Below are 24,468 nucleotides of genomic sequence, written 5' to 3' on the forward strand. Positions count from 1 at the left end.
GCCACCAATACAAGTGATATTACCACCAACGCAACCAATATCGCCACAAATACAACTGATATAGCAACCAATGCAACAAACATCGCAACGAATGCTGCTGATATAGCTACAAACACAGCTGACATTGCAACGAATACTGCTGATATCGCAACCAATGCCACGGACATTGCGAACCACATCGCGGCCGATGGTGACACGGATGCGGGGAACGAGTTCAACACCTCTTTGGGCCTTAATGGTACGGTTCTGGAGCTTGTTGACGGCGGCGGACTTTTGAGCGACGACCTAGATGCGGTCTTCGCCACGGATGCGGAGCTGGCCGCTGCCAGTGACGACGACATCACGGGTGCCACCCTTGATGCACCGAGCAACGTGTTGACTATAAGCGAGGGCACCACGGATGTCACAGTTGACCTCAGTGACCTTGACGACAGCGCCGGTGTGGCCGCCAACGCTGCCAACATCACAACGAACACAAGTGACATCGCAACAAATACAGCAGATATCGCAACGAACGCGACCAATATCGCGACCAATACAGCTAATATTGCTACGAACACGTCAGATATTGCCACCAATGCTTCGGACATTGCAACAAATGCAACCGATATTGCAACGAATACTGCTGATATCGCCACCAATGCCACTGACATCGCGAACCACATCGCGGCCGATGGTGACACGGACGCTGGGAACGAGTACAATACGGGAAGTGGTATCACCGGGGGGAGTCTTGAGATCACTGATGGTGGCGGCACGGAGTCCGTCAACCTGATCAGTGGTGACGCCAACAACAACTTAACCGCTGGTTCCGATGGGGCACTGTACCTCAACGTGGCATCGGTATCGATAGCCGAGACCAACACCTCTTTGTCTTTTAATGGAGCAACGAGTGAGCTGACCTATACCAATGAGTTGGGGAATAATCCCGTTGTTGACATATCCAGCCTTGACGACAGTTCGGGTGTGGCCGCCAACGCTGCCAACATCGCAACCAATACAACTGATATAGCTACGAACACGTCAGATATTGCCACGAATGCAAGTGACATCGCAACAAATACAGCAGATATCGCAACGAACGCGACCAATATCGCGACCAATACAGCTAATATTGCTACGAACACGTCAGATATTGCCACCAACACGTCTGACATCGCAACCAACACGACCAATATAGCGACAAATACATCAGATATTGCGACCAATGCAACAAACATCGCCACAAATACGAGCGACATTGCAACAAACGCTGCAAATATCACCACGAACGTGACCAATATTGCAACCAACACAGCTGACATTGCCACAAATGCTTCGGACATTGCTACAAATAGCAGTAACATCGCAACAAACACAGCTGACATAGCCACCAATGCCACTGATATTGCAAACCACATAGCTGCGGATGGTGACACGGATGCTGGGAACGAGTTCAATACCTCTTTGGGCCTCAACGGCACGGTACTGGAGCTTGTTGACGGTGGTGGGCTGTTGAGCGACGACCTTGACGCCGTCTTTGCCACGGATGCGGAGCTGGCCGCTGCCAGTGACGACGACATCACGGGAGCCTCCCTGGATGCACCGAGCAACGTATTGACAATCAGCGAAGGCACCACGGATGTTACCGTTGACCTCAGCGATCTGGACGATAGCGCAGGTGTGACCGCCAACGCTGCCAATATCGCCACAAATACATCTGATATAGCCACCAATACAAGTGATATTACCACCAACGCAACCAATATCGCCACAAATACAACTGATATAGCAACCAATGCAACAAACATCGCAACGAATGCTGCTGATATAGCTACAAACACAGCTGACATTGCAACGAATACTGCTGATATAGCAACCAATGCCACGGACATTGCGAACCACATCGCGGCCGATGGTGACACGGATGCGGGGAACGAGTTCAACACCTCTTTGGGCCTTAATGGTACGGTTCTGGAGCTTGTTGACGGCGGCGGACTTTTGAGCGACGACCTAGATGAGGTCTTCGCCACGGATGCCGAGCTTGCCGCTGCAAGTGACGACGACATCACGGGGGCCTCTTTGGATGCGCCGAGCAACGTCTTGACGATAAGCGAGGGCACCACTGATGTCACGGTTGACCTGAGCGACCTGGACGACAGTGCGGGCGTGGCGGCCAACGCTGCCAACATCGCAACGAACACATCCGACATCGCCACAAATACTGCTGATATCGCTACCAATGCTACTGACATTGCAACGAATGCTTCGGATATTGCAACCAATACAGCTGACATCGCTACCAACACATCCGATATCGCAACAAACGCGACCAATATTGCCACCAATGCCACGGACATCGCGAACCACATAGCTGCGGATAGTGACACGGATGCCGGGAACGAGTTCAATACCTCTTTGGGCCTCAACGGTACGATACTGGAGCTTGTTGACGGTGGCGGACTTTTGAGCGATGACCTAGATGCGGTCTTTGCCACGGATGCAGAGCTGGCCGCTGCCAGTGACGACGACATCACGGGTGCCTCTCTGGATGCACCTAGCAACGTCTTGACGATAAGCGAGGGCACCACGGATGTGACCGTTGACCTTAGCGACCTGGATGACAGCGCCGGTGTGGCCGCCAACGCTGCCAACATCGCTACAAATACGTCTGATATAGCGACAAATGCTTCGGACATTGCTACAAATAGCAGTAACATTGCAACCAACGCTACCAATATAGCCACCAATACAGCAGACATTGCCACCAATGCCACTGATATCGCAAACCACATAGCTGCCGATGGTGACACGGATGCTGGGAACGAGTTCAACACCTCTTTGGGCCTCAACGGCACGGTACTGGAGCTTGTTGACGGTGGTGGGCTGTTGAGCGACGACCTTGACGCCGTCTTTGCCACGGATGCCGAGCTGGCCGCGGCCAGTGACGACGACATCACGGGAGCCTCTCTGGATGCACCGAGCAACGTTTTGACGATCAGCGAGGGCACCACCGATGTGACGGTTGACCTGAGCGATCTGGACGACAGTGCGGGAGTTGCGGCCAACGCTGCCAATATTGCAACGAATACAAGTGACATTACTTCGAATACATCAGATATTGCGACCAATGCAACAAACATCGCCACAAATACGAGCGACGTCGCAACAAATACAGCAGATATCGCCACAAATACTACTGATATCGCCACCAATGCCACTGACATCGCGAACCACATCGCCGCGGATGGTGACACGGATGCTGGGAACGAGTTCAATACCTCTTTGGGCCTCAACGGTACGGTACTGGAGCTTGTTGACGGTGGCGGACTCTTGAGCGACGACCTTGATGCGGTCTTCGCCACGGATGCGGAGCTGGCCGCTGCCAGTGACGACGATATCACGGGTGCCACCCTTGATGCACCGAGCAACGTGTTGACGATAAGCGAGGGGACCACGGATGTTACGGTTGACCTGAGCGATTTGGACGACAGTGCGGGTGTGGCCGCAAACGCTGCCAACATCGCCACAAATACAAGTGACATTGCAACGAACACAGGTGACATCGCAACGAATGCTGCTGATATCGCCACCAACACGTCAGATATAGCCACGAACGCTACAAATATTGCTACAAACACAAGTGACATTGCCACCAATGCCACGGACATTGCGAACCATATCGCGGCCGATGGCGACACGGACGCGGGGAACGAGTACAACACTGGAAGTGGTATCACCGGGGGGAGTCTTGAGATCACTGATGGTGGCGGCACGGAGTCCGTCAACCTGATCAGTGGTGATGCCAACAACAACTTAACCGCAGGTTCCGATGGGGCACTGTACCTGAACGTGGCATCGGTATCTATAGCCGAGACCAACACTTCTCTGTCCTTTAACGGTGCGACCAGCGAGCTGACCTACACCAATGAGTTGGGGAATAACCCGGTTGTGGATATTTCCAGCCTTGACGACAGTTCGGGTGTGGCCGCCAACGCTGCCAACATCGCCACAAATACGTCTGATATAGCGACAAATGCTTCGGACATTGCAACGAATGCTTCGGATATTGCAACCAATACAGCTGGCATTTCAACTAATGCAACGAACATCACCACCAACACATCCGATATCGCAACTAACGCGACCAATATTGCGACCAATGCCACTGACATCGCCAACCACATAGCTGCGGATGGTGACACGGATGCCGGCAACGAGTTCAACACCTCTTTGGGCCTCAACGGTACGGTACTGGAGCTTGTTGACGGGGGCGGACTTTTGAGCGATGACCTAGATGCGGTCTTCGCCACGGATGCCGAGCTGGCCGCGGCCAGTGATGACGACATCACGGGAGCCTCTCTGGATGCACCGAGCAACGTGTTGACGATAAGTGAGGGCACCACGGATGTCACGGTTGACCTTAGCGACCTTGACGACAGCGCAGGTGTGGCCGCCAACGCTGCCAATATTGCAACCAATGCTTCGGACATTGCCACGAACGCGACCAATATTGCAACAAACACAACCAATATTGCCACCAACACGTCTGACATCGCAACAAACACAAGCGATATCGCCACAAATGCAACAAACATCGCTACCAACGCTACCAATATTGCGACAAATACATCTGATATAGCCACCAATGCCACGGACATCGCCAACCACATAGCTGCGGATGGTGACACGGACGCTGGGAACGAGTTCAACACCTCTTTGGGCCTCAACGGTACGGTACTGGAGCTTGTTGACGGTGGCGGACTTTTGAGCGACGACCTTGATGCGGTCTTCGCCACGGATGCCGAGCTGGCCGCGGCCAGTGACGACGACATCACGGGAGCCTCTCTGGATGCACCGAGCAACGTTTTGACGATCAGCGAGGGCACCACCGATGTGACGGTTGACCTGAGCGACCTTGACGACAGCGCGGGTGTGGCCGCCAATGCTGCCAACATCGCCACGAACACAACTGATATAGCGACCAACGCAACGAATATTGCTACAAATGCAAGTGATATCGCCACAAACACAAGTGATATTGCAACTAATACAACAAACATTGCAACAAATACAGCAGATATCGCAACGAACGCGACCAATATTGCGACCAATGCCACTGATATCGCGAACCACATCGCAGCGGATGGTGACACGGATGCCGGCAACGAGTTCAACACCTCTTTGGGCCTCAATGGCACGGTACTGGAACTTGTCGACGGGGGCGGACTTTTGAGCGATGATCTTGACGCCGTCTTTGCCACGGATGCCGAGCTGGCCGCTGCGAGTGACGACGACATCACGGGCGCGACCCTCGATGCACCGAGCAACGTCTTGACGATAAGCGAGGGCACCACGGATGTTACCGTTGACCTTAGCGACCTTGACGACAGCGCAGGTGTGGCCGCCAATGCTGCCAACATCGCCACGAACACATCCGACATCGCAACCAACGCGACCAATATCGCCACCAATGCCACTGATATCGCGAACCACATCGCAGCGGATGGTGACACGGATGCCGGCAACGAGTTCAACACCTCTTTGGGCCTCAACGGTACGGTACTGGAGCTTGTTGACGGTGGCGGACTCTTGAGCGACGACCTTGATGCGGTCTTCGCCACGGATGCGGAACTGGCCGCAGCCAGTGACGACGACATCACGGGGGCCTCTTTGGATGCACCGAGCAACGTGTTGACGATAAGCGAGGGCACCACGGATGTCACCGTGGACCTGAGCGATCTTGACGACAGTGCGGGAGTGGCGGCCAACGCAGCCTACATCGCTACCAACGCTACCAATATTGCGACAAATACATCTGATATAGCGACCAATGCTTCTGACATTGCAACGAACACAAGTGATATCGCCACAAATGCAACAAACATCGCTACCAATACATCTGATATAGCAACGAATGCTTCGAACATCGCCACAAATACGGCTGATATAGCTACAAACACATCCGACATTGCCACCAATGCCACAAGCATCGCGAACCATATCGCGGCCGATGGTGACACGGACGCCGGAAATGAGTACAACACTAACTTTACGGTTACCGGTGGTAATCTTAGGATAACTGATGGGGGAGGGAACCTTGATGTGCCCTTAACTTCAATAGATACAGATGATCAAACTGCATCAGAAGTAAATTCAGACAGCCCTGTGGATGTTGACGGTGATGGAAATACAGAGTCAACGGTGGAAGATGTAATTCAAGATATTGCACCAATTACTTCCAAAGCGGCAAGAATATTTTATCCACCGTCCATAGCCATTGATGCTTCAACCAATGGTACGGGAAGAACTGTGGATTTGTATGCTCAATATGTTGCTCAATATGGAACCCCAACGGTTGCCAGTACAGGCGCGCCAGCAGCGATTCCAACCTACGCGGCCACTGACCTATATTACTATGTGACCTATGCAGACCCATCGGTTTTTGATAATATGAGTATTGATGCCAATGGTGAACTAACCTATGATATTGTTGGACAGCCTGCAGATTACAATGCTTTGATCAATGTGGTATTTGTCGTAAAATAGGAATGATATAAAGACTGAACGATTTGAAATCAAAAAACCAACATAAGTCTTTATTCATTGGATTGTTCGTCCTGTTTTTGGGGATGAACTTTGCGAATGCCCAGTTTCTGCTTCAAGCACCAAATACAGGGGATGAAACCAACTATCAATGGTTTGAAGCTTCAGATGTAGGAACTGTTCTAGGAACAAACTCCTTTTATGAAGCCACTCAACCTGGGGCATACTTCGCCACCTATGACGGTACACTCTGCGGATCAAATGCTACGGGCTATTTCATTTTAACCAACTGCAATGCTCCTGATAATGAAGTTATACTTGATATTTCGGCAAGTGTGCCATCTGGTACAACCGTGAGTTGGAATCCTGCATTATCTGGAGACCAAACCCGACCAATGGTCACTAGTACTCAAACGGTAATGCGTTACACGGCCACGATCACCAAAGCCGGAAATGCCAAAGCACTTCCACGATTTACGGTGGTGTGCATGAGCCAAGCTGCTAATTTGGTAGATGATTTAATTGTGGTGAATGAAGACGAATCCGTTGGAGTTCCCATTTTTGACAATGATTCAGATTTGCCAACTACGGGAACACTTACCACAACGAATCCATCCAACGGTTCGGTTAACATCAATAACAATGGTACGGCCAATGACCCATCGGATGATATGGTTACCTATACACCGAATCCAGATTACAATGGAAGTGATTCTTTTGATTATACCATCTGTAATTCGTTAGGGGATTGTAGTACGGCTACGGTAACTGTGAATGTGCTTCCCATTGTGGACACTAGTGATGATTCAGTTTCAACAGATGTTAACATGGATATTGTGGTTCTGTGGAGAGGTAATGATAATGATATCCCTACTTCAGGTTCCATTTCGGCTACAGATCCATCCAATGGAACCATCGTGCTAAATGATAATAGTACCCCAAATGATCCGTCTGATGATGATATCACCTATTTACCCAATCCAGACTTTATCGGAACGGATACGTTTGAGTATACGGTTTGCGACACCAATGGAAATTGTGATACTGCTACGATAACAATACTTGTCAATTCGCTCGGCATTGATTTGGATAGTGATGGGGACGGTATTGTGGACAGCTTTGAAGACCTTAATGCCGATAATGATAATGATCCATCCACCAATCCAACAGATACGGACGGGGATGGTTTCCCAGACTATTTGGATATTGATAGTGATGATGATGGTATTCCGGACAATATTGAAGCACAACCTGCACTGGGTTATATAGCCCCAAGTCTGGTAGATGCCAACGGTAACGGTTTGGATGATGCCTATGAAATGGATGGTAATATTGGTTTGATTCCAATGGATTCTGACAATGATGGTATTCCAGATTATGTTGATACTGATAGCGATGACGACAATGTGCCCGATGCCATTGAGGGTCATGATCTTGATCACGATGGAATTGCTGATGTAATCTTGATAGGTTCAGACAAGGACAATGACGGATTGGACGATGGCTACGAAGCGGATACTGTAATCGATATCGATGTCAATGATAAAATTGATAACCCAAGCTTAGACTTACCCGATACAGATTCTGATGGTATTCCAGATTTTAGGGATTCTGATGATGACGATGACGGTATTGAAACCATTGATGAAGATCTGGACCAAGATGGAAATTATGCCAATGATGATTCCAACGAAAATGGAATCCCCAACTATCTAGACCCAGATCTTGGAGAAACTACAGCGGAGACAGTCGATGTGATTAACGTAATCACACCCAATGGAGATGGAATCCATGATGTATTGACTATCAACGGACTTGAAAATTATCCGAACAACACGGTCAAAATTTATAACCGATGGGGTGTTATGGTCTATCAGACCAGAGCCTATGATACTGTTGGGAATGTCTTCGATGGCACTTCCCAAGGAAGGGTCACCGTAGATCAGGACAATAAACTTCCTGTAGGCACCTATTTCTATATCATAGACTACCAAGATGATACTGGGAATATGAAACAACTTTCAGGGTATATATACATAAACCGATAAGAAAATGGTCGCTTTGGAAAAAAAGGCTTTTAGAAATACAATTAAGGGGCTACTTACCGTGTTGCTGCTAGGGGTAATGGGAGCAGTTTATGCACAACAAGATGCACAGTACACGCAATACATGTACAACACGGTAAGTGTAAACCCTGCCTATGCCGGTTCTAGGGGACATTTGAGCATAGCCGCCCTGTATCGTAACCAATGGTTGGGATTGGATGGCGCACCCGAGACGCAGACCCTTAATATTCACACCCCAATGGGATACCGAGGGGTTGGTTTGGGGCTTTCTGTAGTAAATGATAAAATAGGCCCAACTTCAGAGACGTATTTTGATGTGGACTTTTCCTATACCATCTATACCTCTTTGGAGGGCAGGTTGAGTTTTGGTCTGAAGGCCAGTGCCCACATGCTCGATATTCGATATTCAGAACTGGATGAGTTTGAAATTGACCCGCAATTGCAATCACAGCAGGATATCCAAAATAAGTTTTCGCCCAACATAGGTGCCGGGGTGTATTATCATACCGACAGATTTTATGCTGGACTTTCTGCACCAAGAATACTGGAAACCACCCATTTTGATGAGTCTTCCGTGTCTACGGCCAAAGAACAGATAAATTTATACGCCATTACAGGCTATGTTTGGGATTTGAATCCTTTCTTAAAATTCAAGCCCACCCTTTTGACCAAGGTAGTGCAAGGAGCTCCATTGCAGGTTGACCTTTCCGCCAACTTCATGCTGAATGAACGGTTTATCGGGGGAGTGGCCTACCGATGGGATGCTGCTTTCAGTGGCTTGTTCGGCTTTATGGTCTCCGACCAATTTATGATCGGTCTCGCCTATGACCGTGAATTCACCGAATTGGGGGCCGCTACTTTCAATGATGGTTCTTTTGAGGTCATTCTTCGATATGATTTCATCAGAAACGTGGGCAATCTTAAATCGCCACGGTTCTTTTAAGGACAATTTAAAAGTCTTACTTCCGATAAATTCCGCCAAAGGTCATATTTTTACCGCATGGTAGAGGAACATGTGATATTGGTGAATGAGGCTGATGAGCCCATTGGATTAATGCCCAAAATGGAAGCCCATGAAAAAGCATTGCTACATCGGGCTTTTTCTGTTTTTATAATGAATGATAAGGGAGAGACCATGCTACAACAGCGTGCTAAGGATAAATACCATTCCCCTTTGTTGTGGACCAACACCTGTTGTAGCCATCAGAGAGAGGGGGAATCAAATATTGAAGCGGGTAAACGTCGGCTTATGGAAGAAATGGGCTTTAGCACAGAACTTACCGAGCTGTTTTCATTCATTTACAAAGCTCCTTTTGATAATGGCCTTACCGAGCATGAGTATGACCATGTAATGATTGGCACCTTCAATAAAATACCTAATATTAATCCTGATGAAGTAGCAGATTGGAAATGGATGCTGCCGAAAGACATTAAAACCGATATTTCCAATAATCCTGACCAATACACGGCTTGGTTCAAAATTATTTTTGAACGTTTTTACGATCATCTTATGAAAAACATTCCGGCACAATGAAGGTAAAAGTGAGTAGAAAGGCCACCTTTAACGCTGCACATAGATTACATCGGCCTGATTGGGATGAAGAGAAGAACAATGCTGTTTTTGGAAAATGCAACAATCCAAGGTACCACGGTCATAATTACGATCTTATTGTAAGCGTAACTGGTGAAATTGACCAGGAAACAGGTTTTGTGATGGATTTAAAGGTACTCAAGGATTTGGTTATGGAGCAGGTGGTGGAGGCATTGGATCACAAAAACCTCAATGCAGATGTACCCGAGTTTAAAAATCTGAATCCCACCGCAGAAAATATAGCTGTGGTCATCTGGAACAAACTACGACCTCATATAGACAGTGCCAAGGACTTGGAAGTTGTCCTATATGAAACCCCCCGAAATTTTGTAACTTACTCAGGATAAATGGACCTATACCCTTTAAAATTCAAACCAATCCTTAAAGAACGTCTTTGGGGAGGAACAAAACTTAAGGACGTACTCAACAAGCCCATAGAAAGTGATATCACAGGGGAAAGTTGGGAGCTTTCGGGCGTACAAGGCGATATTTCCGAGGTATCCAATGGAGCTTTGGCAGGGACATCCCTAAAAGAATTGCTTGTAATGCAAGGGGAGGAGTTGTTGGGAAAAAGTGTAGTGGAACGTTTTGGTACCGAATTCCCCATCCTTATTAAGTTTATAGATGCCAAGCAAGACCTTTCCATCCAATTACATCCCAATGATGATTTGGCACGGGAAAGACACAATTCCTTTGGAAAAACGGAGATGTGGTATATTATGGACGCCGACCCTGGAGCCAAACTCATTGTAGGCTTCAACAAGGATGTTGAAAAATCTGAATATATCCAAAGCCTTGAGGAAGGTAGTTTATTGGATTTAATGAATTACGAGAAAGTTACCGAAGGGGATACGTTCTTTATCAATACTGGAAAAATCCATGCCATTGGTGCCGGGGTTATGTTGGCCGAGATTCAACAAACATCGGATATTACCTACCGAGTCTACGATTTTGACCGCAAGGACAAGAATGGCAATCTTAGGGAATTACATACCGGTTTGGCCGTTGATGCCATCGACTATGAGCTGAAAGACGATTTTAAGGTGGATTATCTTCATGATAAGGATGCTGTGAATACCATGGTCGACTGTCCCTATTTTAAAACCAGTTTTTTGGATTTGGATAAAACCATGAAACAAGATGTATCCAATCGCGATTCCTTTACCATTTATATGTGTGTTGGCGGAGAGGGAACAATCACTAACGATTGGGGCAGTGCATCCATAAAAAGGGGTGAAACCGTTTTGGTTCCTGCTTGCAGCGGTGCTATTGAGATCAATACACATGGAACCAAACTTTTAGAAGTTACCATTTAGTAGTACATTTAAATAAAATACTAACCATGCCAAGTATTCGTGATTTAAAAAAAGATGTCAATTTTGTGCTGGGAGACATCATAGAAGCGGTGTATATCTGGGAAGCCGGTTCGGGCAACAAAGAGTCAGAAGAAGGAACCGTGATCATTGACAAGGCCATTGCCGTGTTCGATGAATTAATGGGTAAAATCCACCAGAAAGAGGTAAAAGACTCCAAGGCCCATTTCAAGGATATACGATCCCAATTGGAAGTAAAGGCTACAGAACTTGTGGAAGAACTGAACAATCTTGCCAGCTAGTTAATTCTGTTCCTTTAAAAATGCTGAAAGGGCTTTTCCATATTTGGATGAAGCCACTTCAGGAGAAAGTCCATTGTAAACAGAATCCAAATATTTGGGATTTGCCTCTCTGGCCTCTGTGACCATAATATATGGTGTGGCATAAGAATCGCCATTATTCAACCCAAAATTGAGGATGTATCGGTATCTATTGACCAAGTTTTGATCCGCCAATCTTTGAAGGGAATCCAAAGCTTCTTGATTTTCTTGGTATTCCGGTTGTGCAGCTGCCTGCATCAAGCTCAAATCTTTTAAGTTGAATTTGGATAGCATTTCGGAAAATTCGGATAATTTTTCATGTGATACTGACCCTGATATTTCAGGATTTTTATCAAAAGTGTTCCAGGACGTATTGATGACTATCTCACCAGCTTCCCCAAAGAACATGATTCTATCATTCACTTCGTTTTTGTCTTCTTTTTCCAAATAGAGGTAAAACACATCGGGATCTTCAACTTCTTCTGAAAAAGCAAAGTTCCCATCGCCCTCAATTTTAAGGGAATCCAATACCACTAGGGATGAATCGTTGAATTGTTGTAGAAAAAGGGTGCCTTTTTTTAACCCTTTGATGTTTCCGGAGACAGTCATGGTGTTTTCCGTGTTCTTTTCACAAGAGGCAACGATCAATGCTAATAGTGCTACAGTAAGGATTCTCTTCATCATTAAAATTTTGCTCGGCAAATATGCATAAACTTCTGAACTTTTTAAACTTTGGAGGCCACTTCCATCAACAAAGCACAAATATAAGCCCCTGCCGTACCCACAACATAACCAAAAACAGCCAGAAGAATGCCCACTGAAGTCAAGGAAGGATGAAATTCAGCTGCTACAACCGGTGCTGAGGCAGCACCTCCCACATTGGCCTGACTTCCAACCGCCAGAAAAAAGTAGGGTGCCTTGATGAGTTTGGCCACTAGAATCAAAAGTCCCGCGTGAATGGTAATCCAAACAAATCCTACAATTATCAAACCAGGGTTTTCAGCTATTCTACTTAAATCCATTTTCATCCCAACCGTAGCAACCAAAACATATACCAACATCCCTCCGATTTTGCTGGCACCAGCTCCTTCATAGTTTTTGGCTTTGGTAAATGACAACCCAATACCAATAATGGTCGCAAAGACTACCATCCATAAAAATGGAGAGCCTAGGGAAGAGAATATTTTTTCTTTGTCCCTGACAATTTCAAAATTGTTTACCAAAAATTCAGTGAAATATTGTCCTAGAAAGTGTGCTAAACCAACCCCTACAAAGGCGTAAAACAGTAGCATCATCAAATCTGATAAGGAAGTTACTCTTGCGATTTTTTGTGTATATGTCGATACCTTTTGTTTGAGTTGCTCGATGGAAGACGTATCTGCTTTAAGCCATGTGTCGATTCTTTTTGTCTTCCCAACACCAAATAATAAAAAGCCAAGCCAAAGATTAGCCATAATGATATCTACCAAAACCATTCCGGAGTATTTGGATTCATTGAATTCAAATATTTCAAGCATTGCGATTTGGTTGGCACTTCCCCCAATCCAACTTCCGGCGATGGTAGCCAAGCCTCGCCAAACAGCATCGATGCCAACTCCACCTACTGTGTCAGGGGAAAAAATGGAGACAATTAAAATGGCCAAAGGCCCCCCGATGATAATGCCCACAGTGCCAGTAAAAAACATAATCAAGGCTTTAGACCCCAAGTTTATTATGGCTTTTAAGTCAATGCTCAAAGTCATCAAAATTAAAGCGGCAGGAAGCAAAAAATTACTTGCAGTTTCATCCACGTTACTCTGTTCAGCTGATATTATCCCAAAAGATGCTAAGATTCCAGGTAATAAATAGCACATGAGCACTGTGGGTACCACGCCATAAAATTTAGTCCAAAAGCCGGTTTTGATGGATGAGGTATAAAAAACAAACCCCAAACAGAGGCAAAGCAATCCAAAGATGACCGTGTCATCGGTAAAAGGTAGTTGGTCCATGATATCTAAATAGTGATATCCCCAAATATAGGAAAATCAAAAAGTGTGGAAGCTAAGCCTAAATGTTCAACCAATAGGTGAGCTTTAAGTTGATGGACCTACTCCTGGGCATAATGGTGTTGACATAGTAATTGTCGTTGTACACCAAAAAGAGGTCGGAGAGTGGTGCAAAGCGCCACTGCAATCGAGAATTGAACCCGATATTGTCCAGTTGGTTGCTGTATTGCACCAAGGTGGACCAAAAAACAGACTTGTTGAAGGTGATATTTATGCGAGGGCTCACCAACCACAGATCTTCACTTTCGTAAGGGTCTGGTAGTTTAATACTGTTGTAATTAAATCCCAAAGATAGGAACACCGTAGGTTGGAGTCGAAGGCTCATATCCCCCTCAACGGCAAACTGGGTACCATTATAAAATTCTCCATAACCTGGTTCTAGAGAATAGGAAAACACCTTTCTTCGATCACTTTGAAACTCAACTTCAAAACTAGTGTAATAATATCCTTGATCGGCAGGAAGTTCGGTTCCACCATCGGTATTGGTGGGGTCAAAGGATTCCGTTAAATAGGTGAAGCGGTTGAACATACGGGCAGAAAGCTCTTCTTGGGTTTTGAATTGGGCCTGCCAGCCTGTGAAAATCATATAGTCCGTGTTCTGGTAATCCAAAGTGGGTCTCCAAAGCACATTGGGATTAAAACGAAACCCATGAAAGTTCATATTTCCTTTTTTGGGCCAGAAATTTACCTCAACAAAAGGCCTGGTGACAATAAAATCATCTCGTCGAATATAACCAAGATCGGACCGGAAGTCGTCTCCCACAAAGTTGCTACTAAGCCCAAAATTCAGATATCGGGAGTTGTATTGCAAATCTACCCCACCTGCGGCATCACGACTCCCAATGGCATGGGCAAAGGATTTATGGTAGAAAAACTTACCGGTCCATGTGTTATCTGCGGATGCCAAATTATAGTCCAGTCCCACCACGCGATTGTAACGGTCTTCTTCAGCCAAAAAATCATAATCGTCAAAGGTTTGGCGGTTTACAAAAATGAAGCTGAGGTTGGATCGGGAGAACATCTTTTTTTGAAGGGCAAAAACAGTGTTGTTGTTACTGGGAATTTCGTTGGCCTCATCTTCTTCTGTTTGAATATTGAGAAAGCCCAATCGCCAATCTTCATTGACTTTTCCGCTAAGACGAACACCTCCAATAATTCCATTTTCAATGGTTTCACCATCCAGATTTTCAGCAATACCTATTCTTCTTGAAAAGAAAGGGTTGGAATCCCGTTCATTACCAAAAGAGCCAAAAAGGTCACTGTTGTCAATAAAAAACTGCCTACGCTCCGGGAGGGAAATCTCAAATCGGGTAAGATTGGTGACCAAATTGTCCACTTCTACGTTGGAAAAATCAGGGTTCACCGTAATGTCCAGATTCATGCCATTGCCAATGGATATTTTAGCGTCACCTCCAAAATTCAACTTGCTCTTGTCCTCATTGGTCTCATAGTCCTTTCCAACAATAGCATTGGTGTAGGGGATGATAGCCATGGGTGTTCTGGATTTTCCCAAAGGTTTTTCAAAGACCATATCGCCCATAAAGGCCAAACTGTAGATCAATTGGTTTTGGGGAATTTCTATCCAAGTACTTTGTTCATTACTTTGCATATCGAACCGATAGCTGTTGAACCGCCATTTGGTTTCCCCTTGTTTAAATTTAAAAGAGGTGAGGGGGATGGCAATTTCACAGATATAGTACCCATCATAGAGTTTGGTCTCTCCCTGCCATTTTACATCCCATGATGTAGTAAAACCGCTTGGCCCGGAACCTCCATTGGAAATAAGGGCCTCTCTTCGAACCCCGTAGGGGTTCATTCCAAAAAGAAATGCGTTGGTGCCATCATTAAAGGTATCAAACAGCAGGCTTATATTATCATTGCCGCCAGCTCTGTAGTCCCTTTCCAGAGAAGGAATTACATAATTATCACCCTCAGTGTCCACTTTAATGCCAATGAAAAGGGTGGTGGCATTGTACAGCATTTTAATATCGGTTTGCTGCATGGCAGGCACAGAATCTGATGGGAAATATTGTTGAAAACCATGGGCGCTCTCCGCTATTTTCCATACTGGATCATCAAGAATCCCATCGATCATCAAGGGCTCTTCGGTATACTTTACAGTAAATTGCTTCGGGCTGGTTTGCGCAAAAAATAGGAATGGAAAGAGTAGTGCACTGAGTACAAAACGAAAATAAAACATTAGTTGAGTTAGTTGGTACTACAAATTTAAGAGTTAGGTTCGTTAAAAAAATCCCAAAGTTTGTTTCAAGGCATTGTCTTTCAAAAAAGATGATGAAAATTGGCAGTTATAAATATTAACAGTGATTTCATATCTTGTTCCCTTCTTTTTGAAGTAATCATCAATCATGAAAAAAATCATCCTCCTTTTTGTATTGGCCCCGGTTCTTGCCTTTGGTAATTTTTGGGGAAAAACCGGACATCGTGTCACGGGACACATTGCCCAAAATCATTTATCTGGAAAGGCCAAGCGAGCCTTAAACGATTTGTTGGAAGGACATAGCCTTGCTTTTGTCTCAACCTACGCCGATGAAATAAAGGCAGACCGGAAGTATTCCAAATATTCGGCTTGGCATTATGTGAATTACCCTTTGGGAATGCGTTATATAGATTCTGAGAAGAGTAAATATGGGGATATTATCACCGCCATTGAAGAGTGCAAACGGGTAGTGAAAGATAAAAACAGGAGTAGAGAAGACCGTGTTTTTCATCTTAAAATGTTGGTTCACCTTATTGGCGACCTACATCAGCCACTACATGCGAGTAGGGCAGAGGATAAAGGAGGGAACGATATCCAAGTACAGTGGTTTGGTGAAGGTAGTAACTTGCATCAGGTTTGGGATAAAAATTTAATTGTTTCCTATGGGATGACCTACACGGAACTGGCCAATGAGTTAGATCAGGTGTCGCGAAAAGAGCGCAAAAAGATTCAAGAAGGGACCATTTATGATTGGGTGGATGAATCCCATGAAATTTGCGCAACCTTATATGACTCCGCAGAAGTTGGGGAAAAGTTGGGGTACAGGTACACCTATGACTACAACGATATCCTATTCCAACAACTACAAAGGGGCGGATTGCGTTTGGCCAAAGTGCTTAACGACTTGTTTGCCTAATAGACCAATTATTGCAATACAGCCTTTAATTGGTTCCTGTATTCAGACGGGTTTTGCCCAGTAAATGCTTTAAAGGATTTATTGAAGTGCGAAAAGTTGTTGAAACCACTTTCGTAACACACTTGGGTAATGCTCATGGGCTGTTCCGCCAAAAGTTTTGAAGCGTGCACCAAGCGGTATTCATTTACGAACTGTGTAAAGGTCTTATTGGTGATTTTTTTGAAGTATCTACAGAACGAGGGCACGGTCATACTTACCATATCCGCAATTTCATCCAAGCTGATGTCTTCCTTAAAATTGGTCTTCACGTGATTAAAGACAATATTGATGCGATCATTGTCCTTCACCTCGGTCTCTATGGAAAAGCCTTCCCCGTTCAATACCTTGATTTCATCCGAAGTAGCCAGGATGTTCAATATATTAAGGATGGATAACAGCCGTTGAAAATCGGTCTGGTACTCCAAGATTTCCATTTTTTCGCCAACCTTTACCTTGGTCATGCCAGAAAAGGCGATACCTCCCTTGGCAACTTCAAACAGTTTATGAATGTTCTTCATTTCTGGAATATTGAAGAAATCACTCCCCAGAAAATCAGCTTTCATCTGAATAAGGGTCTCGCTTTTATTTCCAGTTAGTTTATCGGTAAAGCCGCAATGGGGTAGATTGGAACCAATAAGAATAAGGTCTCCGTTCCGAAAATAGGAAACATGGCTCCCTATTTGCCGTTTTCCTGATCCTCCGTTAACATAGACCAGTTCCAGTTCGGGGTGATAATGCCAGCCATTGTTCTTGTTCTCGTTGTTTTCGTTGAACTTTTGATACGTAAACGAGTGACCAAAACTAGGCGCAATTGCCTCAAAAGCAGGTTTTTGAATCATTTTTGCCATTTTAAATTTGGTAATGTAAAGTTACTGCCATGTTGTGTAGGGCATATCTACAAAATTAACTAAAATATATACTATTTTAACCTTAGCACAAAGTTAACACATTTACCATGTTAAAATTGCACATAAACTGGAAAAGATGGTGGTATTCCAGCCTTCTATTCCGCCATACATTTGTCCTGTAATCTTAAAAAAACGAAATGTTATGAAGTCAGTAGTAAATTATTTAGTAGCAGGAGCATTCCTATTAGTATCTACAGTAGGGTTTGCTAACGGACCAGCAAAGAGCGAAGTTGAAAAGAAATTGGTTAAAGTTGAACTTGATCCAGTTTTTGTTAAGAAAGGTGACAAGTTGATGATGAACCTTTTGAACATCTCCCAAGGAATGGTGATTCTTAAGGTATACGATAGCCAAGATAGATTGGTTTACAATGAGTCTATCGATGGAAAACTTATCGTAGAAAAAGCATTCAACTTTGAAAAAGCTTTTGAAGACGAATATACCATAGTTGTAGTTGATAAGTTTGGTACTTACAAAGAAACTATGGCAGTAAGATAGTTTGTTTAGTTAATTTTTATGTGCAAGGGGCCCTTTCGAGGGCCCTTTTTTTATAGCCATTTTTCAAGACGTTCCCTTTTTCCGGGAGGTAGGGCATCATTTGCAATGGCGAGTTTAAGATGTTCCTGGTTTTTTTCTTTGGAAAAGAGCAATCGATAAAATGCTTGGGTGGTCAATGAGCTTTTGGATTCTTCCACCAATTCCATTTTATCACCTGTACTGACTTGTCCCACTTCCAAAATGCGGATATAGGTTCCTGGAAAGCCATGCTCAATAAATTCCTTCAAGATTTCTTGGGATTCAAACCGAATTCCTAGCTTGAAACAGGGTTCCCTGGGCTGGGTGATCTGCACCAAGGCAGTTCCCAGTTTATAGATGCTGCCGATTTTTAATTGGGCTTCATCCAAACCTTCAATGGTTAGGTTTTCTCCAAACATGCCCCAGTTCCATTCCAAATGGGGATATTTTTCTTTCCAATACGGGTAATGGTCAGTTGAAAAAAGATAGCAGGCCTTAAAAATTCCACCATGTACCCTTCGGTCTGCAATGGTGTCCTTGGCCACGCTTTCTGCTTCCAAGAGCAATGGCTCTGTAATGGGGGATTTAAATATCCCTGTTGTGGTTTGTTTGCCGTTCCAAACTATTGGGGTGGGATGACCGATGTTGGTAGAGATGACTTTCATGGATTAAAAATAAAAAAACCATCGCAGATGAGACGATGGTTTCTTCATTGTTTTTTTGAAACTGAATGCTATTTTTCCAAACGCTTTGTCATTGTAAAGCCAACCAGCAATCCAATACCGGCCATAAGGAAAATAGTGCCAGGGTATGCTACTTCTTCTTCAACATTAAAATTGTTGGAAAGTATGGACGCCAAAAAAATTGCCGTACCAATGCTCATTAAGAGCACTGCAAAATTAATTAGGATGATTTTCCATCGTGGAATACTATCCTCGCCTTTTGCCTTAAAGAAGATGTTGGCATCCACTCCTTTTTCAATCAATGCCATCCGTTCTTTGTTACGGGTTGTAAAGTACAAGTAGGTAACCGCAAAAATTGCCAAGAAAAAACTGATGGGGATTATTATCGCCTCTGCCATTTTAATTGTTTTTTAATTGATTAATAAACTCCTTTTGCACAATATGACGACCTAATTTGTTGGTAGGTTACACCCCAATCTATTTTTTTTGATTTTTAATGTAACCTTATCTTGTTATACATCGTCTTATGTACAAATGGAGCAAACTGTTGACCAACCTAATATTGAGGCCATTATTGGTGGCGACTCCCAGGAGTTTGCCAAACTTGTGGATAAATATAAAGTGTTGGTCTTCACTATAGCCATGCGAATGTTGAAAAATAGGGAAGAGGCTGAAGAAGTTGCGCAAGACTCCTTTCTAAAGATATACAAGTCCTTAAAAAAGTTCAAAGGAGACGCAAAATTGTCCACATGGATTTATAGAATTGCCTATAATACCTGTTTGGACCGAATCAAAAAAAACAAAAAGGAGCTTAACAATAGATCAATTGATGAGGTTAGTGGCTACCAAGTTGCAGAATTGGGCAACGCATTGGAAGAAATGCTGCAAAAGGAAAAATCAGCATTGATAAAAAACAGCATTCAAAGTTTGTCACCGACTGATGCGGCCATACTTACCTTATATTATTTTGAAGAAAATAATTTAAACGAACTTGCTAAGACGTTGAAAATTAGTCCAAATACGGCAAAAATAAAGCTATATAGGGCCAGATTGAGATTGGCGGAGGTACTAAAAAAGCAGATGGAACCGAATAAAATTGAGAGTTATGAATGACAATGAGCATTTGGAAAAGTTGGTGAATGAACTGATGGAGGATGCATCCTATGAAAAACCATCGCACAATTTCACTGATACAGTGATGAAGAAAATAGAGGCGTTGGATAAGCCTTCTCCTATTTTTAAATCAGTAATGCCCAAATGGCCCATAGTGGTCTTTGTTTCCATTTTGGTGCTACTTGCCGCTTATGGCGTAGCCACGAATCCATCTGTCGAAGAAACTACACCATTTTATACCCAAGAAATAGATAAGGTAGGCCAATGGTTGTCTTATCTTTTTTCAAAGATTGTAATTTCCAAAAAAGCACTCTATACATTAAGTATGATAGGAATTGTAATTGGGCTTCAAACGCACATCCTAAAAAAGTACTTTAATAGTAGACTTACTTAAACTGCAGATACCAATACGCCCAATACATCAGTCCAAATTGCAAGGGAATTCGAAGCACAAGAATCCATTTGGGAATTCCAGCCGAGGCTTTTTCGCCCGAAAGCATGTAAAAATGGACTAACAGGAATACGATCAGCATTAAAATGATTCCGTAGATGCTAAGGTTCCTTGTTTCCTTAAAGCACAGTCCAACTCCCAAAACAATTTCTGCTACCCCGCTCAAAAAAACCAAAAGCTTATGATTGGGAAGGTAGCGGGGCATAATCCGCAAATACGCCTTCGGAAAAATAAAATGGGCCATGCCTGCAACCACGTACATGCCAGCCATCAGATACAAATGCCACGGAGTTTCCATAGCTTAAAAATAAGAAAGGCAGACCAAATTGGCCTACCTTTTCAATTCTATTTTCTTGTGACCCTTATTTGATCATATCATAACTACGGGCAATGAACTTGGTCAATTCCTCACCTTTCAATAATCCTTTTGACAAACGAGCCAAATCCAACGATTGATTGATCAAACGTTCCCTTTTTTTAGCCGTTTTGGTGTTCAATATCTCGCTTACCAATTCGTGATTGGTGTTTACAATAAGATTGTACATATCGGGCATATTGCCCATACCGAACATACCACCTCCACCGGTGCGTTGCATTTCCTTCATTCGGCGCATAAACTCTGGTTCAGTAATAATAAAAGGGGATGCGCTGCTTTCCATGGCTTCCATTTGAATGGTATAGCCCCGGTCTTTCACGACTTCCTCAATTTCACCCTTCAAGGTTTCTTTTTCCTCGTCAGAAAGTTTGGAAATGGCGGTATCTTCTTTCTTGATAAGATTATCAATATGGTCTGAATCTACCCGTACAAAAGAGAGGTTTTCTTTAGAGGTCTCCAATTTTTGAAGCAAGTGGGGCACAATGGGTGAATCCATCAATAAGATTTCATAGCCTTTGGCTTTGGCGGCTTCAATATAGCTGTGCTGCGCCTCTTGGTCCGAAGCGTACAACACCACCAATTTGTCATCCTTGTCAGTTTGGGTATCCTTGATTTTGGCCTCCAACTCTTCAAAAGTGAAGTATTTGTTGTCCACCGTTGGATAAAGGGCAAACTTATCAGCTTTTTCAAAGAACTTTTCTTCGGAAAGCATACCGTATTCAATCACCACTTTGATGTCGTTCCACTTTTGCTCAAAATCCTCTCTATTGTTTTTGAAAAGCGAATTCAACTTATCGGCGACCTTTCTGGTAATGTAGGATGAAATTTTCTTTACCGCACCATCAGCCTGAAGATATGACCGGGAAACATTCAAAGGAATGTCTGGTGAATCGATGACTCCACGTAACATGGTCAAGAATTCGGGAACAATACCTTCTACGTTATCGGTTACAAATACCTGGTTTTGGTACAGCTGTATTCTATCTTTTTGAATGTTGAGGTTGTTGGTCAACTTGGGGAAATACAGAATACCCGTTAAGTTGAAGGGATAGTCCACATTAAGATGAATGTGGAACAAGGGCTCTTCAAACTGCATTGGATAGAGTTCCCTATAAAATTGTTTGTAATCATCGTCCTCTAAATCAGCGGGTTGCTTGGTCCAAGCTGGGTTGGGATTGTTGATGATGTCATCCACCTCTTTGGTCGGAGCAGGGTCTTCCTCTTTGGCGCCCTCCGGTTTTGGCAAGGTTTCCGTTTTTGTACCAAATTTGATGGGAATGGGCATGAACTTGTTGTATTTGGTCAACAGTTCACGGATTTTGGAATCCTCCAAAAACTCCGTGGAGTCTTCCGCAACGTGAAGAATAATTTCGGTACCCCTGTCTTTTTTCTTGGCTTCTTTTAGGGTGAATTCTGGTGACCCGTCACAAATCCAGTGCACGGCTGGCTCATCCTTAAAACTTTTGGTAATGATTTCCACTTTTTCGGCCACCATAAAGGCTGAGTAGAAACCGAGACCAAAATGCCCAATGATTCCGGCATCTTTGCCAGCATCCTTGTATTTGTCCAAGAATTCCTCTGCACCGGAAAAGGCCACCTCATTGATGTACTTTTTTACCTCCTCTTCGGTCATCCCGATACCTTGGTCTGTAATATGGATGCGTTTTTTATTCGTATCCACCTTCACCTCAATAATAGGATTTCCATATTCAACTGTGGCCTCGCCAATGGAAGTTAGGTGCTTTAGTTTTAAGGTTGCATCTGTAGCATTTGATATCAATTCCCTTAAAAATATTTCATGATCACTGTACAAAAACTTCTTGATCAAGGGAAAAATGTTCTCTACGGAAACATTGATTTTACCTGTTGCCATGGTGTATATAGTTTTTTATACCCTTCACGACAAAAAAAATACCATAGTTACAAAGCTGACAAACTGACACAGCTTCCCACTTTTAACATCAAAATGCAAACTTTAACACAGTTTTGTTTATTCTTTTTTTCAAAATGATAAACAAAATTCGTATATTTATAGTGTTATAGGAGAAATTGCTATGAAATAGTTCAACACTATAACAGTTTGTTTATTTATTGGTTAGGTTGTTGAAAATGCACTTTCGCCTGAAAGTGCATTTTCTTTTTGTAATTGTATGCATCATGGGTAATGTAGAAAAAGTTTATTTTGTTAATAAATAGGCAGTTCTTTGGATATATTTTTTACTTTTCCCTTCAAAAACACTTTGTTTTTTCAATAATTAGTATTTAATCAGAAAGTAATGTACAATTCAAGAATATCGGGTTTAGGGTTTTATGTTCCTGACAATGTGGTCACCAATGATGACTTGTCCAAAGTAATGGACACCAATGATGAGTGGATTCAGGAGCGTACTGGAATCAAAGAGCGACGCCATGTGGTAAAGGGTACCGATACCACTACAAGCATGGGGGTAAAAGCGGCTCAAAAGGCCATTGAACGCGCGGGCATTGATAAAAATGATATTGACTTTATTGTCTTTGCCACACTAAGCCCTGACTACTATTTTCCGGGCCCTGGTGTTCTGGTACAACGCGATTTGGGACTTAAAACCGTAGGGGCGTTGGATATTCGCAACCAGTGTTCCGGTTTTGTGTATGGTATCTCCGTAGCCGACCAGTATATTAAAAGTGGTATGTACAAAAATGTACTTGTAATTGGGTCGGAGCTTCATTCCCACGGATTGGATATGACCACAAGGGGTAGAGGCGTATCGGTCATTTTTGGCGATGGCGCCGGTGCCGCTGTTGTAACGCGGGAGGAAGATACATCCAAAGGAATCTTATCAACCCATTTACATTCAGAAGGAGAGCATGCCGAAGAACTTTCCCTCATTGCTCCGGGAATGGGAAAAAGGTGGGTGACGGATATTATCGCAGATGCTGATTCAGGTACGGAGGATACTTCTTATTTTCCCTATATGAACGGACAATTTGTGTTTAAAAATGCTGTGGTTCGCTTTAGTGAGGTAATTATGGAAGGATTGCAGACCAATAATTTGGGTCCACAGGACATTGATATGTTGATTCCCCATCAAGCCAATTTGCGTATCTCCCAATTCATTCAGAAAAAATTTGGACTGTCTGATGACCAAGTGTTCAATAATATTATGAATTATGGCAATACCACGGCAGCATCCATCCCAATTGCACTGACTGAAGCCTGGGAGCAAGGAAAGATAAAAGAAGGAGATTTAGTGGTTCTTGCTGCTTTTGGTAGTGGTTTCACTTGGGGCAGTGCCATAATTAGGTGGTAATTCCTAAAAAGCAAAATAAACAAAGCCCCGACCTTTTTTAAGACCGGGGCTTTTCATTGTTACGCTTGCCAACTAACCAACCAACACTCGGGCAAAGCGC

The 24,468-nt window shown here is 44.0% G+C and carries 20 protein-coding genes; 12 read left to right on the top strand and 8 right to left on the bottom strand.

Going from position 1 to position 24,468, the window contains the following annotated elements:
* From J0X14_RS18045 to J0X14_RS18075, 7 genes are all read left to right on the top strand, one after another.
* The coding region (locus tag J0X14_RS18045; RefSeq protein WP_207099228.1) for a beta strand repeat-containing protein at nt 1-6,528 on the top strand (6,528 nt) is incomplete at its 5' end.
* Between the two features lie 83 nt (nt 6,529-6,611).
* Entirely contained in the window at nt 6,612-8,573 is a 1,962-nt protein-coding gene (locus J0X14_RS18050; protein ID WP_207099305.1) for a gliding motility-associated C-terminal domain-containing protein, read from the top strand.
* 4 nt (nt 8,574-8,577) lie between these two features.
* Nucleotides 8,578-9,534 carry a type IX secretion system membrane protein PorP/SprF gene (locus tag J0X14_RS18055; RefSeq protein WP_207099229.1) on the top strand — a complete coding sequence of 319 codons (957 nt, stop codon included), beginning with the start codon at nt 8,578-8,580 and terminating at the stop codon, nt 9,532-9,534.
* Nucleotides 9,535-9,591: 57 nt separating this feature from the next.
* Complete coding sequence (gene idi / locus J0X14_RS18060; RefSeq protein ID WP_207099230.1) at nt 9,592-10,125, top strand: isopentenyl-diphosphate Delta-isomerase; 534 nt, start codon at nt 9,592-9,594, stop codon at nt 10,123-10,125.
* On the top strand, nt 10,122-10,529 hold the full coding sequence (locus tag J0X14_RS18065) for a 6-pyruvoyl trahydropterin synthase family protein (RefSeq protein ID WP_207099231.1): 408 nt from the start codon (nt 10,122-10,124) through the stop codon (nt 10,527-10,529). The genes idi and J0X14_RS18065 overlap by 4 nt, the downstream gene beginning before the upstream one ends.
* Nucleotides 10,530-11,498: a type I phosphomannose isomerase catalytic subunit gene (locus J0X14_RS18070; RefSeq protein ID WP_207099232.1), complete on the top strand. Its 969-nt coding sequence runs from the start codon at nt 10,530-10,532 to the stop codon at nt 11,496-11,498.
* A 26-nt stretch (nt 11,499-11,524) separates the two neighbouring features.
* Complete coding sequence (locus tag J0X14_RS18075) at nt 11,525-11,797, top strand: hypothetical protein (RefSeq protein ID WP_207099233.1); 273 nt, start codon at nt 11,525-11,527, stop codon at nt 11,795-11,797.
* On the opposite strand, the gene J0X14_RS18080 is transcribed toward J0X14_RS18075, so the two are convergent.
* From J0X14_RS18080 to J0X14_RS18090, 3 genes are read right to left on the bottom strand one after another with little or no spacing between them, the layout of a single operon-like run.
* A complete protein-coding gene (locus J0X14_RS18080; RefSeq protein WP_207099234.1) occupies nt 11,798-12,499 on the bottom strand; it encodes a DUF4369 domain-containing protein in 702 nt (233 codons plus the stop codon).
* Nucleotides 12,500-12,540: 41 nt separating this feature from the next.
* A complete protein-coding gene (locus tag J0X14_RS18085) occupies nt 12,541-13,803 on the bottom strand; it encodes a DUF819 domain-containing protein (RefSeq protein WP_207099235.1) in 1,263 nt (420 codons plus the stop codon).
* A 58-nt stretch (nt 13,804-13,861) separates the two neighbouring features.
* Nucleotides 13,862-16,060, bottom strand: a complete 2,199-nt coding sequence (locus J0X14_RS18090; RefSeq protein ID WP_207099236.1) for a DUF5916 domain-containing protein — start codon at nt 16,058-16,060, stop codon at nt 13,862-13,864.
* Between the two features lie 166 nt (nt 16,061-16,226).
* On the opposite strand from J0X14_RS18090, the gene J0X14_RS18095 reads away from it, so the two are divergent.
* Complete coding sequence (locus tag J0X14_RS18095) at nt 16,227-16,994, top strand: S1/P1 nuclease (protein ID WP_207099237.1); 768 nt, start codon at nt 16,227-16,229, stop codon at nt 16,992-16,994.
* An 8-nt stretch (nt 16,995-17,002) separates the two neighbouring features.
* On the opposite strand, the gene J0X14_RS18100 is transcribed toward J0X14_RS18095, so the two are convergent.
* Nucleotides 17,003-17,872 carry an AraC family transcriptional regulator gene (locus J0X14_RS18100; protein ID WP_207099238.1) on the bottom strand — a complete coding sequence of 290 codons (870 nt, stop codon included), beginning with the start codon at nt 17,870-17,872 and terminating at the stop codon, nt 17,003-17,005.
* A 211-nt stretch (nt 17,873-18,083) separates the two neighbouring features.
* Here J0X14_RS18100 and J0X14_RS18105 point away from each other — a divergent pair, with 211 nt between their 5' ends.
* On the top strand, nt 18,084-18,437 hold the full coding sequence (locus J0X14_RS18105) for a hypothetical protein (protein WP_207099239.1): 354 nt from the start codon (nt 18,084-18,086) through the stop codon (nt 18,435-18,437).
* 50 nt (nt 18,438-18,487) lie between these two features.
* Here the strand turns inward: J0X14_RS18105 and J0X14_RS18110 are convergent, their stop codons facing one another.
* Both J0X14_RS18110 and J0X14_RS18115 read right to left on the bottom strand, forming a co-directional pair.
* Complete coding sequence (locus J0X14_RS18110) at nt 18,488-19,120, bottom strand: MOSC domain-containing protein (RefSeq protein ID WP_207099240.1); 633 nt, start codon at nt 19,118-19,120, stop codon at nt 18,488-18,490.
* Between the two features lie 68 nt (nt 19,121-19,188).
* Nucleotides 19,189-19,536, bottom strand: a complete 348-nt coding sequence (locus tag J0X14_RS18115; protein ID WP_207099241.1) for a DUF6249 domain-containing protein — start codon at nt 19,534-19,536, stop codon at nt 19,189-19,191.
* A 136-nt stretch (nt 19,537-19,672) separates the two neighbouring features.
* Between J0X14_RS18115 and J0X14_RS18120 the strand changes: the two genes are divergently transcribed.
* Nucleotides 19,673-20,251, top strand: coding sequence for an RNA polymerase sigma factor (locus J0X14_RS18120; RefSeq protein WP_207099242.1), 579 nt, complete (start codon nt 19,673-19,675; stop codon nt 20,249-20,251).
* A complete protein-coding gene (locus tag J0X14_RS18125) occupies nt 20,244-20,645 on the top strand; it encodes a hypothetical protein (RefSeq protein WP_207099243.1) in 402 nt (133 codons plus the stop codon). The genes J0X14_RS18120 and J0X14_RS18125 overlap by 8 nt, the downstream gene beginning before the upstream one ends.
* Here the strand turns inward: J0X14_RS18125 and J0X14_RS18130 are convergent.
* Together J0X14_RS18130 and htpG are read right to left on the bottom strand one after the other, a co-directional pair.
* Entirely contained in the window at nt 20,638-21,000 is a 363-nt protein-coding gene (locus J0X14_RS18130) for a MauE/DoxX family redox-associated membrane protein (RefSeq protein ID WP_207099244.1), read from the bottom strand. The two genes, J0X14_RS18125 and J0X14_RS18130, sit on opposite strands and share 8 nt — an antisense overlap.
* 64 nt (nt 21,001-21,064) lie before the next feature.
* Nucleotides 21,065-22,951, bottom strand: coding sequence for a molecular chaperone HtpG (gene htpG, locus J0X14_RS18135; RefSeq protein WP_207099245.1), 1,887 nt, complete (start codon nt 22,949-22,951; stop codon nt 21,065-21,067).
* Nucleotides 22,952-23,354: 403 nt separating this feature from the next.
* On the opposite strand from htpG, the gene J0X14_RS18140 reads away from it, so the two are divergent.
* Nucleotides 23,355-24,368, top strand: coding sequence for a 3-oxoacyl-ACP synthase III family protein (locus J0X14_RS18140; protein ID WP_207099246.1), 1,014 nt, complete (start codon nt 23,355-23,357; stop codon nt 24,366-24,368).
* Nucleotides 24,369-24,468 lie beyond the last annotated feature (100 nt).

Origin of the sequence: Allomuricauda sp. CAU 1633, assembly GCF_017313225.1 — a bacterium.
Classification (GTDB): Bacteria; Bacteroidota; Bacteroidia; order Flavobacteriales; family Flavobacteriaceae; genus Flagellimonas.

Coding starts and splice junctions, on each gene's coding strand:
- J0X14_RS18050 (WP_207099305.1), top strand. CDS start 6,612: ATGAACTTTGCGAATGCCCAGTTTCTGCTTCAAGCACCAAATACAGGG.
- J0X14_RS18055 (WP_207099229.1), top strand. CDS start 8,578: ATGGTCGCTTTGGAAAAAAAGGCTTTTAGAAATACAATTAAGGGGCTA.
- idi (WP_207099230.1), top strand. CDS start 9,592: ATGGTAGAGGAACATGTGATATTGGTGAATGAGGCTGATGAGCCCATT.
- J0X14_RS18065 (WP_207099231.1), top strand. CDS start 10,122: ATGAAGGTAAAAGTGAGTAGAAAGGCCACCTTTAACGCTGCACATAGA.
- J0X14_RS18070 (WP_207099232.1), top strand. CDS start 10,530: ATGGACCTATACCCTTTAAAATTCAAACCAATCCTTAAAGAACGTCTT.
- J0X14_RS18075 (WP_207099233.1), top strand. CDS start 11,525: ATGCCAAGTATTCGTGATTTAAAAAAAGATGTCAATTTTGTGCTGGGA.
- J0X14_RS18080 (WP_207099234.1), bottom strand. CDS start 12,499: ATGATGAAGAGAATCCTTACTGTAGCACTATTAGCATTGATCGTTGCC.
- J0X14_RS18085 (WP_207099235.1), bottom strand. CDS start 13,803: ATGGACCAACTACCTTTTACCGATGACACGGTCATCTTTGGATTGCTT.
- J0X14_RS18090 (WP_207099236.1), bottom strand. CDS start 16,060: ATGTTTTATTTTCGTTTTGTACTCAGTGCACTACTCTTTCCATTCCTA.
- J0X14_RS18095 (WP_207099237.1), top strand. CDS start 16,227: ATGAAAAAAATCATCCTCCTTTTTGTATTGGCCCCGGTTCTTGCCTTT.
- J0X14_RS18100 (WP_207099238.1), bottom strand. CDS start 17,872: ATGATTCAAAAACCTGCTTTTGAGGCAATTGCGCCTAGTTTTGGTCAC.
- J0X14_RS18105 (WP_207099239.1), top strand. CDS start 18,084: ATGAAGTCAGTAGTAAATTATTTAGTAGCAGGAGCATTCCTATTAGTA.
- J0X14_RS18110 (WP_207099240.1), bottom strand. CDS start 19,120: ATGAAAGTCATCTCTACCAACATCGGTCATCCCACCCCAATAGTTTGG.
- J0X14_RS18115 (WP_207099241.1), bottom strand. CDS start 19,536: ATGGCAGAGGCGATAATAATCCCCATCAGTTTTTTCTTGGCAATTTTT.
- J0X14_RS18120 (WP_207099242.1), top strand. CDS start 19,673: ATGGAGCAAACTGTTGACCAACCTAATATTGAGGCCATTATTGGTGGC.
- J0X14_RS18125 (WP_207099243.1), top strand. CDS start 20,244: ATGAATGACAATGAGCATTTGGAAAAGTTGGTGAATGAACTGATGGAG.
- J0X14_RS18130 (WP_207099244.1), bottom strand. CDS start 21,000: ATGGAAACTCCGTGGCATTTGTATCTGATGGCTGGCATGTACGTGGTT.
- htpG (WP_207099245.1), bottom strand. CDS start 22,951: ATGGCAACAGGTAAAATCAATGTTTCCGTAGAGAACATTTTTCCCTTG.
- J0X14_RS18140 (WP_207099246.1), top strand. CDS start 23,355: ATGTACAATTCAAGAATATCGGGTTTAGGGTTTTATGTTCCTGACAAT.